Here is a 13,479-nt window from a genome sequence, read left to right on the forward strand (position 1 = left end):
CCCTTTTCACTATTCTTTTTTTATAATCCTAGCGGATACTGTCGATCCTTGTCAATAAATCTTTGAGCGTATACACTAAATGGAATATAATAGTTGATTTGCCTTCGACAGAGCCTCCGAAGCCTCTCTATACCAAGGTTTTTTCCGTTGACATCCAGAGCTGCTCCATGCTAAAGTCAATCCAATTATTATATTCAGATAGGATTTGTCAGAATTATAACGCAATCTTATTTATTTTCCAACCCTATTTTGAGGAGGCTATTCATTTGAAAAAAATCACCCAGATCACACTGGCCGCTCTGCTCGCCGCTCCGGTTACACTCGGCAGCCTCAGCTTGCCCGCTTCGGTATCCGCAGCATCCGCCACTTCCGCTGGACAAACGACCTCACAGGCTGTTAAAGGACCCGTAGCACAAGCTCCTTCAGTTTATACCGAGAGTGCAGCTGATTACGCCCAATTCCTGCAAGCTAAATACAATATCCAATTGCCGAAACAGTTAACGAAGGGTGACTTCATCAAGGCGATTGCTACCATTCTTGAAGCCGATCAAGCTGCTCCTGCTACAGATGAAGCAAGTGACAGTTTAGTTAAGGCCCCATCCTTTACTGATCTGAAATCGAATGATTCAGCTTATAAAGCTGCCGTTTCCTTATATAACAATGGTATCCTATCCGGTTCGGAAGTTCGTGCCAATGACAAACTGAGCACTTATGCCGCTGTCTTCATCGCAGTCAAAGCAGCCGGATTCAAAGAGCTGGCCTATACATATCCTGAAGACAAAACAGCAAAGGCACTTGCAAAACTGGGCATTAGCCCAAGCCGCGTGCAGGGACAAGCCGCGCAGGAACTGGCCGCTGCCATCGATACAGGTCTGATCCCGGAAAGTCTGTACCCCGCTCTCCGTAAGGGTGGCGAAGCGAGTTCCGATTTTGCCAACATTTTGCTTGGACGGGTATTGACCAGTCAGGGTAAATATAAAAATGAAATTGGCCGTTCCGGCGACGCTGACATTTACTCCAAATTGTACGCTGCCTATCGCACTGCTGATTTAATAGAAGCACCGGATCTTCGGACCATTGTGGATCAAGCTCTGCGGAATGATCTCGTCACAGGTTACAATCTTAAGGATAGTCGCTTTAATTCCAACTTCATCGATGAACTGACTTTAACTTACGGACATGATGATATTAAACATGCGGTGCAGTTAATTGGACTGTTGCGCAGTGAAGGCATCGATGCTGATGTACAGTTCCAGCCGAAGACATCTGCCTTCATCTATTTGAAGGAATGGGGAGAGCCCAAAGAAACACCGGATTACAAAGTAACCCAGATCGAGAATGGCAACTACATCGCCTACGCCAAAGAATATGACATTCAGTTCGAGTTCAATAACACAGCGGACAAAGCCCGTTTCAACGACATTATATTGAAGTATGCAAAAAAGAATAGCGATGACACCTCTGCCTTAATCCATGCTTCCTGGTGGCAGCCGCTGTATTATTCACCGACTGCTCTGGCGGAATATCCGGTCATTGCTAACAATAAAATTTCACTTGGCAACTATTACGCACAATCCTTCTCCCTTAAGGAGAATTCCAAGGCAATTCAGGAAGGATTCCGTAAGCTCGCCCCTGATGCGGATATTTCCAGTTACACCTTCTGGGTTGACCACCCGTTCTTCAATTATCTCAACGGGGAATCGGAATAAATCGAACATATGCTAGGTGCATTAAAGCTCGCATTTTGACATAATATAAAGCCGTCTTTACCGAACTTTTCAATGGATTCGACCCATTGGTTCGTAAAGGCGGTTTTTTGTTTATTTTTTTTGCAAATTTCTTCTCAAAAAAATATTTTCCATTGAAGGATTTACCAGTAAAAGGTCGAATAACATAGATACACAAACACGCAATCACATTTACACATATCTGTAAGACAGGAGTTAATCATGGTATACGACGGCATTCTGCTAGGCTTGATCGTTGGACTGTTCCGGGGAGGATTTCGGTATGGTCTCCACCAGTTTGCAGCACTCAAGCTGCGAGGCGGATGGATATTCCCGCTGTTGCTGCTGGCCCAGTTCTTCATCTTTTTCTTGCAGGAAAGGCTTGAGTGGGTTGCATCCATCAACGGGTACCTGTTTGCTGCCGTTTATGTCACAGGTCTAGCATTTTTGTGGCTTAATCGACATTACAAAGGTTTTACGTTGATCTGGATCGGTGTCTTTCTCAATTTCATCGTCATGGCAGTGAACGGTGGGCGTATGCCGGTTTCCGTGGACGCCTCTGCTGTTCTTGGGCCCTATTATGTAGATATGCTGCGCGAAGGCGGGGCGGTATCAAAGCACTATATGATGGATGCTTCCACACATCTTTCATTCCTAGGTGATATCATCCCGCTGTCCAGCCCTTATCCGCGGACCCAGGTGATCAGCATCGGCGATGTGGTCATGAACATTGGCATATTCCTGTTTATCCAGTACATGATGGTGAATCGAACCGGAGAAGCTTTGCAGCCAGTGAGTTCCATCAGGCCTGAAGACATTCGGACAGACTCCAAGGAAGGGAGGTCTTTTCCATGAAAAAATTCGAAGGCATTAAATATTCCCGTCTCGTCATCAACGCAATCATCGTAGCTTCTGTCGTTGTTGCATTGACTTCGGGATACAAGCTGGGCGGCTAGTACATATACTTCGCCAACCAAGACAAACAGGCTGCCAGCGGCCTGTTTTTTCTTTCTGGATTTTTGGGAGGTAACTTGTTATGTTATACATCAATATAGTACAAGCCGATATATTCACATCAAGAGCAGACTAAACCAAGCAGGAGAATTTTTATGAACTTTATTCGTAACCTTATCCATAAAGCAGATCGGAGCAGCATGTATGTCGTCTTGCTTAGCTGCACCGGCATCGGTATTTTTCTGTATATGAACAAGTGGTCTTATCTCCATCTATCCTCTGACGAATGGGTAATGGTATACACGATGCTTGGTGCGGCGCTGATTTTGGATTATTTCACGTTTCAAATTCCGCCCAAAGGCAATCAGCAATCCATGGACTCTTCCGTGTACCTCGCCTCTATCTTCATGTTTGGTGGTGCATTCAGTCTGTCTGTACTGCTGCCTGTTTCCCTCATTCTGTTAATCAAGGATCGCAAACTCACCTGGTGGAAACATATCGTCAATTTCAGCATTTACAGCCTCATGATTGCTGGAGCGGCTTATGTATTTACTTGGACTGGAGGAATTCCGGGAGCACTGGATGGATATAACCTGCTGCCCTATTTTGCGGCACTTGCAGCCTACTTCATCATTAATACAATCACGCTTGGCCTGTTTTTTCATTTCTCAACAAAGGATGCATTACAGCAGATGAAGCGTGTGTTCGTTACCGAATCGCTGCTCGTCTATTTATGTACATTGATTTTGGCACTCGTGCTGACCATTCTCGTTGTGCATAACGGCGTTCTCGGTCTGCTGCTCTACCTCAGTCTTAGCATTCTGCTATCACATGCGTTCAAACAGCTGTTTGTGATGTATCAGAGTATTGAGGAAAAGGCGAATACGGATCAACGCACAGGTTTGTTTAACCACAGTCATTTTGAAAGTATGCTGGAGACCGAGCTTGGTAACGCCCGTTCTCAGGGAACCCCGCTTTCACTGGGACTCATCGATATTGATGATTTCAAAAAGTATAACGACCGCTTCGGTCATCTCCAGGGTGACAGCCTGCTGGCTCTTCTCGGAGATTTCCTCAGTCGGAAGACGGAAGGCACTTCGGTCACCGCCTTTCGTTATGGCGGAGAAGAGTTCACCCTGCTCATGCCGAGCATGGGTCTGGACGAGGCTTATGCTTTCATGAACAAGCTGCGCAAGCAGCTGAACGACACACCTTTTGAAGGGGTTGAAGTGTTTCCGCACGGTTGTCTCTCCTTCTCCGCAGGTGTTGCGCGTTATGAAGTCGATATGTACAACAAGTCACAACTTGTGGATCAGGCGGATAAAGCGCTGTATTATGCCAAAAAGCAAGGCAAAAACAATGTGCATCGCCACGGCAGCAATGATGGCATGGAGCAAGAGATTGATCTGGTCCAGGATGTGCGTGACATTGAGCAACAACTCAACTTGTTCAGGTATAAGGATATGGATACATTCAAACATTCCAAACGCGTATATAAGTATGCTCTCGATATAAGTGAGTTGCTGGAACTCGATAATGTGGAGAAGCGGAATTTTGTACTGGGCGCACTGATTCATGACATCGGAAAGCTCGAAATTCCATGGTCCATCTTGAATAAGAAAGAAAAGCTTACCGCTGAAGAATGGGAAACGATCAAGGGCCATGTCACCTGGGGCAAAAAAATGGCCATGACGAACGAGCGTTTTGCCGATCTCATTCCCTATATTGAATTGCATCATGAACGATATGACGGGGCAGGCTACCCTTATGGTCTGAAAGGCTGTGAGATTCCACGGTTGTGCCGGATGCTCACGGTGATTGATTCCTTTGACGCAATGACGACAGAGCGACCGTATCAGGAAACGAAAAATGTCGATGAAGCAATCAAGGAACTACAGATGTGCTCCGGTTCTCAGTTTGATCCCGAGCTAGCCGAGCTGTTCATCCGATATATTCAGAAACGAACGGTGCAGCAACAACTTGTGTAACACCCACAGAATTCCCCCTTACAAAGCCAAAAGCGCTACCCCCGGCCTAATCGGGGATAGCGCCATTTTCATGTTCATCATGGAATGAATCATGCACGAGATTACTTCATTCTTGTGCAGATTCTGCGTTATCGAGTGGTATTCATCTCATGTGAAGTCTGATGCAGCTCTTTAATCATCTGCTGCAAAAACATGTTATCCTGACGACTGATTCCGTGCTGATTGTCTTGAAGAAGCATTTGATGAATGTTCTTCTTGAGCAACTCGCTGCGACGTTCCAATACCTCTTGATTCATGTTGTTGCGTTCACTCCTTAACATCTTTTGTAATGAATTTCTGTTCTATATAAGTATAGAGGACCTTCTCCAATAGGGAAAATGGATACAGCCCCGCTCATCTGTACTCACCAAGGCTCACCCTGCGTGACATAATTTCACCCCATGTTGTTCTTAGATATCCTTCTAAATGCTCCCTTATCCACCCGAGGTTCCCCCGAAGAAAGCCAGACTAGGGTCTGAAGCAAGCATGCGTTATAATGGTGCCAGCCCTTGAAACGGATACATATAAATGGACCTTATCTCAAAGGAGTTCTGTATTCATGTCATACAAACAGATTAAATGGATGATTCTGCTGGTTCCCACATTCACGGTTGGTCTCTGGGAATACATCCGTCACCAATTCCTAATGCCCTACCTTTCCATGGATGCGGGCAACTGGCTTACCCCACTTATCCTGTACCTCATAAGTGTCACCTTGCTAAGTCGCTTATTTAAGATGCTGGAAAGTGCCAGGGCTGCTCTGGAGCAGGAGCGTGCTTCCAAAGTGGCACTCGAAGCTCGGGATCAACTAGCCCGCGAGCTTCACGATGGTATCTCGCAGTCTCTTTTTCTCCTGTCGGTAAAAACAGACAAGGCCGAGCGCAGTTTGGCTGGAAGTGGTCACGAGAATGAAATTCAGGAAATACGCAAAACCGTACATGAGGTCAACGCTTACGTACGGCAGGCCATCGCCCAGCTCCGCTACGTCCCTGGACAAGCGGCAGTACCGGAGGGAACTTCCCTGTTGTCACAGGTAGAATTACTTATAGAGGAGACGGTTCCTTCGGCGCGTCTGGAATGGGATCTCGACAGCACCTTCTTCTCCCCAAAGGAGCAGGTAGAGCTGCTCGCCTGCATTCGGGAAGCACTGCTTAATGTACGTAAACATGCCCGGGCCACAGATATTCGGGTGATTGCAGAAGGAACCCCTTTTGTCTGGTCCATCTTCGTTCAGGATAATGGTGTTGGTGTGAGCGGGGATCCACTGCATCTGAAGGATCGGTACGGCTTGCGAATTACGAAGGAACGTGCAGCTCAGATGGGCTGGTCTTTCGCTCTTGATTCAAGGCCAGGTTACACTCGAATAACCATTGGAAAGGGGCATGCTTAATATGGAACTTGTACGGGTATTGGTTGTCGATGATCACGCGCATGCGCGTGAGGCGATCTGCAGTATTTTATCCGAGGACAGCCTGTTTGAAGTTATTGGTACCGCTTCGACTGGACTAGAGGCGCTGGAGCTTACCGGGCAATGGATGCCCGATCTTATTCTGATGGACGTGCAGATGCCGGATATGGATGGGCTGGAAGCCACCCGCCAGATTAAACTGCGCTTTCCTTATGTCATTATCGTCATGGTTACTGTATCGGATGATGTCACGTACCTGTTCGAAGCGCTGAAGCAAGGGGCTCAAGGATATTTGCTCAAAAATCTATCTCCGTCCACTTGGCTTGAATACCTTCGCGCCATCGTCAGTGATGATGCACCCCTGAGCAAGGAACTTGCCTATCGAATCCTTCAGGAGTTCCCAGCACCTCGCACGGAAGATGTACCTGATAATCCGCTGACTACGCGGGAGCTTGAGATCCTGCAATGGGTATCTGCGGGATATACTAACCGTGAGATTGCCGACCAACTTGGCATTTCGGACCAAACAGTGAAGAATCATCTGAAGAATATTTTACAGAAACTGCATCTCGAAAATCGTGTGCAATTAACCCGCTATGCATTGGAAAGCGGACTCGCAGGCCGTAAGCTGCGTAAATAGCGGCACATTCATGTTTTTGTCACAATTCCATGGATCATTTCGTTTTTTTATAGCCCAATGTAGTCATACAGTGTTATTTTGGACAAAGTTATAATGGTATAGATTGTGCTCGGTTAACAAAGAATGACTTACAATTCTAGACCTAAGGGTGATGATTTTTTGATTTTGAGTAGGTTCACCATGAAATTGGGCAAACGGCACTGGGCACTTATGGTCGCCCTGATGTTATTGTGTTGCCTTGTTATGCCACAATGGGCATCCGCCCATGCTTATATTGTGCAGGCCTCACCAGGTGAAAATGAACTTGTTGCGACAGCACCTGAACGCCTGACTCTGGAGTTCAACGAGTCTTTACAGACGGCCTTTTTTGATATTAAAATCACCGGACCTGACGGAACACAGGCAGATGACGGCAATGTGCATGTCGACGAGAACCGTCCTCATATTCTGGAGACCGGACTGCGGACCGGACTTGGAAACGGAACCTACGCCGTGAATTGGAAGGCCGTGTCTGCTGATGGTCACCCCATTCAAGGGGCCTATGTGTTTCATATTGGGGAACCATCTGGCGCTCCTGCTGGTCTCGCTGATTTAACCTCAGGTTCAGGCCAGGTTGGCGGACCGTTAAAATGGATTTTGTCGCTGACAGACTGGATTCAATATCTGGGGTTGTCTGTGATTCTGGGCACACTTGCTTTCCTGCTGTTCCGAATTGCACCAGCTTCCATGGCGAGAGAACCACTGGAAGTGCCAAGGAGCTACAAGTTGTTATGGATCAGTTATGGCGCCGCTTCTGTTGCCGCTCTGATCAGTCTGCCCCTGAACACATTGTATGAATCAGGCGTCTCCATCGGGGAGTTCAGCTGGGCACTGATGGGCAGCGCACTCAAATTGACGTCATTTGGGCAGATCTGGATGGTACAGATGCTTATTGTGATGCTGCTGGCGGTTACCATCCTCTCCGGATATGACCGGGATCGCTCGCTGCGTATCCGTATCTGGTCATCATACGGATCACTGGTCCTCGTTCTTGGCTGGTTGTTTACCCATGCGATGACAGGACATCCGGCTGCAGCAGAACATCGCGCGCTCGCCATTGCAATGGACTTCGTTCATCTGATCGGAGCCGCTTTCTGGATCGGCGCTCTAACTGCCATGGCTGCCTGTCTGCCTCCGCTCGCGGATAAACTGCCTTCCACGGTGCGAGGTGAGGTCTACTGGACGGCGATCCGACGCTTTACAGCTTGGGGCATCGGCGCTGTTGCTGCTCTCGTCGCTACGGGGATATACAGCAGCCTGATCATTTTGCCTGCACCTATTCTTACGTCTTTGTTCACAACGGCGTATGGTATCGTGCTTATCGCTAAAGTTGTCTTGCTTGTGGCGATGCTTCTATTGGCCTGGCGTCATGCCAGAATGGCACGTGCAAGCAGCGGCAACCGACTGGCTGGCAGCCTGAAGGCCGAACTGATTGCTGGAGCCGTCGTGCTTGCGTTGGCCGCCGTGCTGACACACCTGTCTCCCGGACAACCGGCAGCCGCAGGACCCTATAAAGAAGTGCAGACCATGGACGACGGGACTACAATTACGCTTCAGGTAAGTCCCAATCGTACCGGAGAGAACCAGTTTAAGGTCGACGTGAAGAAACCGGACGGCAGTACAGTCAACGATCTGGAACAGATCACATTGTCACTGACCCACCTGGATATGGATATGGGCATTTACGAGATCACGATTCCGAAAAATGATACTGGCGTTTACGAAGCAGAAGAATATATCTCCATGCCAGGACGCTGGAACATCAAGGTTCATCTGCTAACCCGATCTCTGGATTCGCTGGATACCGAATTTGAGATTGACACCGCTAATCCGTAGGTATAAACCGATTAATGATTGGCCTTATATGTTCAACTAAACATTTACACAATAACGGAGAGGACAGAAAAAACCTGGAGAAGCGCAGCGTTCGCCTTTATCCCCGGATTTCCCCTTTGAAGAAGAGGATCAAAAAATCTGGGGATAACAGCGATCAGAAGGTTGTTCTGTCATTGTAGTGGCTAGTGTAAATATTCTTTAGTTGAGCTTATATATTAGAAGATTTGAGAGGGGTAAATTATTTTGAAGAAAACATCATGGACTTCCAAACTGACATCCAGCCTAACTGCTGGAGCCGCTGCGCTGATGCTGTTCGCGGGATTCGCCAGCGCACACGTTACCGTTAACCCAACCGTAGCACAAACAGGTGCATGGCAGACGTATAGCATCAAGATTCCATCCGAAAAAGAGCTGCCTACCACCAAAATCACGCTGAAAGTACCGCAAGGCGTTGCATTTAAGCAATACCAACCACTGTCAGGCTGGAAAATCACTACCGAAAAAAATGATTCCAATGAAGTAACATCAATCACTTGGGAAGTGGACGGAGATAACGAAGGAATTCTGGCTGGTCAATTCCAGCAATTCAACTTCGTAGCTCAGAATCCGGATGCCGAAACGGAAGTAGCTTGGGATGCGTTCCAGTATTATAGCGATGGCAGCATCGTGGAATGGACAGGCGGACCAAGTGACAGCAACCCGCACAGTATTACGGCAATCAGCCAAGATCCTGCTGCTGCAGGTAATGCTGCTGCAGGCGGAGGTCATGATAGTGCAGGCACAGCCGGCAATGCTGGCCATGATGATAAAGCAGCAACGGGCGATGATAAGAAGGCAAACGACGATACCACACTGGGTGACGCGTTAAACGACACCGTTACTGGTGAGCCAAACAACACGGATTCCGACCCAGGCACATTGAAGTTGCAACAGGCAACATTGATCGTATCCATTCTGGCGTTGATCCTGTCCTTCCTGGGTATCGCTCTGGCAACACGCCGCAAAAAACGTTAAGAGCTAACATAGAGTCTTGTATGTAGACTGAAAAAGAAAGGAGCCTTTGGCGAACGGGATCTTTCCCGATGTGCCGAGGCTCCTTTTTCTTATCTGTATGCATGAGCTAACTTCGATTTCAAACTTCCATGCTTAAGTTCACTGATTAAGAACAGCGTCCCTTACAACTTTTCCCCTATCGTCCCTGATCCGTCTGGATCATGATTTCAATATATTGCAGCAAGCTCTTCTTCTGTTGTTCAATCGACTGTATTCGTCCAGACAGACCCGCGAAAAACGCTTCGATCTGCTGCCTTGTATAATCGGCCGATTGTCCCTTCCAATCGTCGAGACGGTTGTATAGGCTTCTTGCCTCCTGCTCATCTGCCTGGAGACGGGCAAGCAGCTGGGTCAATTCTTTTTCAGCAATCCGAAGATCATTTAGCTCTACCAGCAATTGTCCGCTCACTCGTGTTCCCTCCCTTATGTAAGTTCCAATCGCCAGGCCCTTCACGCAAAATTCTATTTAAAACTGACCTGACTCTCATCCGCTTGACGGAATGCTTCCGCCTTCTCTTCGATAAAGTTCAAGAATTGACTCGTATGCTTCATATGCCATGTGCTCAATTCGTTAATAGACGCATCCAGATGAGTGACGATAGGCTCAAGTCTGCGACTACGGCTGGAATGCAGGTAATGCGCCATTCGGCTCCGTACCGTATTCAACTCTGCATTACACTGTTGTGCATTTTGCTTCCACCGGGCAGCGACACTTTTGAGTTCTTCGGGCGTTACCTGAATCAGGCCAGATGCTCCTGCTGCTGCGGCCATACCTCTTGCAAGGTTGCCTGCTTGCCCACCCAGGTTCCGCATGAATGCTGCGAGATCAGATAGGACATTGGATGGCTGACGTGGTGAATAACTGATTTGCTCGCCTGTAACCGGATCGTATAGATCGTTGGAAATATAGCCATTCTCGAATTTGTACTGTTTCAAACCGTGATACTCTTCACCACCAAAGGTGTTACTGATTTTATCGAACATGCCCATGTCATCATTCATATCCTTGTAGTTGGAATTGATGTAATACATGGAACCTACATGACGATCATATCCACCAAAAAATCCGCTGGTTACAAAATCTCCGGGATGTCCGTAGTTAATGATTTGGCTATCAAACCCACCCTCTTCAGCCTTTCGTTTTGCCTCTGGCGTGAGGCTGGAAATCACGGATGGCGCACTGAACGTCACCGCGGAAAGTCCCGTGTATGCGGCCGCATACTGGGCATTGCCCCCTCCAAGCGAATGCCCTGTCAGCGAAAAATCCAAATCCTTATATTTTTTCTGCATATCTTTGGCGTAATCTTCCGCTTCATACATTTGGTTGGGACCCAGCCCGATTGTCTTATCCAGCTTTTTGTCCAGTTCTCCCACAGCATTCTCGACTTTAGTGATTCCGGTCACATCTCTTACCTTCTGAATTCCATTAGCTAACCAATCTGGCGTAAGGTCAGTACTTTGTTCGATTTTTCTGCCAAGCTCAGGCAAACCGATTTGAGCATCCGCGTAATAATCAGGGGCGCTGCGATCCAATGATGCACTTCCCTCGGTGCCCCGATATGCGATAACCGCCTGTTTGGTCTCAGGATTGTAGAAGGTCACCGCATCAAAACCCGATTTTTTATTTCCATGAGTGTCCTCAAGAACTTGCCATCCGGGAAGATTGTCAAACTCAATACCTGATTTCAGATTCTCGTAAGCTAATTCAGACATCTTGTTGTATGTTTCATCATCAATTTTTGGTGATTTACTCACAACCGTTGCACCTCCAAGAAAATCAATCCTGAATTATGATTTATTTGTTAAACGGATCATACCCCTTAGCTATAATTGCTTCCTTAATTGCTGGACTCATGCCAAAGTTTTTGATTTTTTTATCCTCATAGTCGTACGAGATCGTAAATTCTTGCTCTTCATGTTCAACCACATGCCCTTCCATAGCAATAGAATCAAGCGCCATCTCAGGTAACAGCTCTTTATTTGTGATCACGACATCCAGTTCATATTTATCTTTCAGATATTTTACGGCTTCCGCTTCGGCTTCTTTAAAATAGGCCTGTTTTTCACTTTCCTTCATGTTCTGACACCCTCCCAAAATGAAAGTAGATAGTATGGTCAAAAAAAATATACATGCGAGTCGTCGCTTCAACCTCATATCAATCACCTTTTCTTTATCATTAAATATATTCGTATACCCACTCTTTTCTTCTGTTATCTGCATCATAGTACAAAATCAACATGATGACATCGGCTGTTGGCATCGTTTTTATGTAACTTTGTTCCTAAATGATTCCAATAGAGCATTCGGGTGTACATTACCCAATCCAACTGTTTTTGCATCATTTCTCTATTTATCATTTGCCCAGACAAAAAAAGAGCCTGCTCCAGAGAGCGGCCCTAATCTTGCCATTATCAATGAGTTATTCCAATACCATCCGCAGGGCGGTCAGTGCAATCCCGATTATAAATCCGGTAACGGCCCCGTTAATCCGAATCCACTGCAGATCCTGTCCTACCTTATCCTCAATCAAGGAGATCAGTGAGGCATTATCCATTTTGTCGACATTTTCGCGTACGAGGTTGCCGATTTTGGAATGGTTTTTCTCTAGCAGCGTCGTTACACCTTCCACAATCTTCGCATTCAATCCAGCCAATAAAGCATCGTCTGACCGCAAATCAGACAATACCCGCTCAATCGCGGGTAGAGCAAACGTCTCCACATACTGGCCATCTTCCATTGCAGCGAGCGCCTTTTCCCTCAATTCAGTGAGTTTGTTCAGCACGGTTTCCTCTGCGTTCCATCCATCCAGCATGTTGTTTTTCCAGCCGTTGACTCCATCCTGCACACTTTCACTCATCGCCAGCCGGATAGCCTGGGTTCGCAACAGATCTAGCACTTTGTAACGAAGAGCGCTACCCTCCCGCTTCATGTCCTCCACCCGGTCAAACAGATATCCTTGCAAAATACTGCCCAGACGCTCCTCGTTCAGATAACCCATGAACGCATTCATCGCAAATTGCATTAATCCGTTCATCTGGATACCACTGATTGCCTTTAGGCCGCTTTCACCCAAAAACATGATCGTCTCCGGCTTCACCAGCCATTCCTCTGCCTGCTTCAGACCATAGTCCAGTGCTTTGGCATCATAACCACGCTCACTCATCTGGATCGAAGCACGTTCCAGAATCGGACCCAGGTCGAAGGCTCCCGCCTGTGATTTGATCTCGCCCGCAACCAGTGGAGCAATCTGCTCCAACGGCAGGCCTGCAAGGATTCGTTTGCAGAGCGTATCGATCATGGTTTTGACTCCATCGTTGTGAAGTTCCCTTGTCATGGTATCCAGAACGATTTCTGCCGCCTTGAAGCCCGCAATTTTCTCGGTGATGCTATCCTTGTTCAGCAAGTTGTTTTCCACCGCGGAGACAAGGCCTTCAGTCAATTTGTCCCGATTCTTAGGCAGCAAAGCCGTATGGGGAATCGGAATACCCAGTGGATGACGGAACAACGCTGTTACGGCGAACCAATCCGCAAGTCCACCTACCAATCCCGCTTCAAATGACCCTACCAGCAGTTTGCCTACTACACCGCCTTGAAACGGCAATGATGCGGCAAATCCCGCTCCCATAATAACGAGAGACCAAGCTGCTGCTTTTTTGGTTTGTTTAGGTTTAGCCATTGTATTCTTACTCCTTTATCGTTAATCACACGGGTTCAATAACACCCAACTTTCCCGTGCTCTTCTGTTCTTCCTGTGATTGCTTCCATAGGAAAGCTTCGGTTTCCATATTTCGTAT

General features: G+C 47.2%; 12 protein-coding genes. 7 read left to right on the top strand and 5 right to left on the bottom strand.

The features are described 5' to 3' along the window. The first annotated feature begins 266 nt into the window (after window positions 1-266). The 3 genes from BUA17_RS21725 (at window position 267) to BUA17_RS21735 (ending at window position 4,669) form a co-directional block, all read left to right on the top strand. Window positions 267-1,709, top strand: coding sequence for a hypothetical protein (locus tag BUA17_RS21725; RefSeq protein WP_083584812.1), 1,443 nt, complete (start codon window positions 267-269; stop codon window positions 1,707-1,709). A gap of 240 nt (window positions 1,710-1,949) precedes the next feature. After that, a complete protein-coding gene (locus BUA17_RS21730; RefSeq protein WP_072734956.1) occupies window positions 1,950-2,582 on the top strand; it encodes a DUF5317 domain-containing protein in 633 nt (210 codons plus the stop codon). 254 nt (window positions 2,583-2,836) lie between these two features. Continuing rightward, window positions 2,837-4,669, top strand: coding sequence for a bifunctional diguanylate cyclase/phosphohydrolase (locus BUA17_RS21735; RefSeq protein ID WP_072734957.1), 1,833 nt, complete (start codon window positions 2,837-2,839; stop codon window positions 4,667-4,669). 128 nt (window positions 4,670-4,797) lie between these two features. Here BUA17_RS21735 and BUA17_RS31310 read toward each other — a convergent pair whose 3' ends face one another. Then, window positions 4,798-4,965, bottom strand: coding sequence for a hypothetical protein (locus BUA17_RS31310; RefSeq protein ID WP_162842449.1), 168 nt, complete (start codon window positions 4,963-4,965; stop codon window positions 4,798-4,800). 302 nt (window positions 4,966-5,267) lie between these two features. Between BUA17_RS31310 and BUA17_RS21740 the strand changes: the two genes are divergently transcribed. The 4 genes from BUA17_RS21740 (at window position 5,268) to BUA17_RS21755 (ending at window position 9,645) form a co-directional block, all read left to right on the top strand. Next, entirely contained in the window at window positions 5,268-6,098 is an 831-nt protein-coding gene (locus tag BUA17_RS21740) for a sensor histidine kinase (RefSeq protein WP_072734958.1), read from the top strand. Window position 6,099: 1 nt separating this feature from the next. Next, entirely contained in the window at window positions 6,100-6,756 is a 657-nt protein-coding gene (locus BUA17_RS21745; protein WP_063566261.1) for a response regulator, read from the top strand. A 180-nt stretch (window positions 6,757-6,936) separates the two neighbouring features. Continuing rightward, complete coding sequence (locus tag BUA17_RS21750; RefSeq protein WP_170867909.1) at window positions 6,937-8,631, top strand: copper resistance CopC/CopD family protein; 1,695 nt, start codon at window positions 6,937-6,939, stop codon at window positions 8,629-8,631. A gap of 243 nt (window positions 8,632-8,874) precedes the next feature. Further along, a complete protein-coding gene (locus BUA17_RS21755; protein WP_244552203.1) occupies window positions 8,875-9,645 on the top strand; it encodes a YcnI family copper-binding membrane protein in 771 nt (256 codons plus the stop codon). Window positions 9,646-9,820: 175 nt separating this feature from the next. Here BUA17_RS21755 and BUA17_RS21760 read toward each other — a convergent pair whose 3' ends face one another. From BUA17_RS21760 to BUA17_RS21775, 4 genes are all read right to left on the bottom strand, one after another. Beyond that, on the bottom strand, window positions 9,821-10,093 hold the full coding sequence (locus BUA17_RS21760; protein WP_053780102.1) for a hypothetical protein: 273 nt from the start codon (window positions 10,091-10,093) through the stop codon (window positions 9,821-9,823). Between the two features lie 53 nt (window positions 10,094-10,146). Further along, window positions 10,147-11,439 carry a Tle-like phospholipase domain-containing protein gene (locus BUA17_RS21765; RefSeq protein ID WP_244552204.1) on the bottom strand — a complete coding sequence of 431 codons (1,293 nt, stop codon included), beginning with the start codon at window positions 11,437-11,439 and terminating at the stop codon, window positions 10,147-10,149. Between the two features lie 40 nt (window positions 11,440-11,479). After that, window positions 11,480-11,761: a hypothetical protein gene (locus BUA17_RS21770; RefSeq protein ID WP_072734960.1), complete on the bottom strand. Its 282-nt coding sequence runs from the start codon at window positions 11,759-11,761 to the stop codon at window positions 11,480-11,482. A 343-nt stretch (window positions 11,762-12,104) separates the two neighbouring features. Further along, window positions 12,105-13,361, bottom strand: a complete 1,257-nt coding sequence (locus BUA17_RS21775) for a DUF445 domain-containing protein (protein WP_063566265.1) — start codon at window positions 13,359-13,361, stop codon at window positions 12,105-12,107. Window positions 13,362-13,479: the final 118 nt, after the last annotated feature.

The sequence above is a fragment of the Paenibacillus sp. ov031 genome (assembly GCF_900143165.1).
GTDB lineage: Bacteria > Bacillota > Bacilli > Paenibacillales > Paenibacillaceae > Paenibacillus > Paenibacillus marchantiae.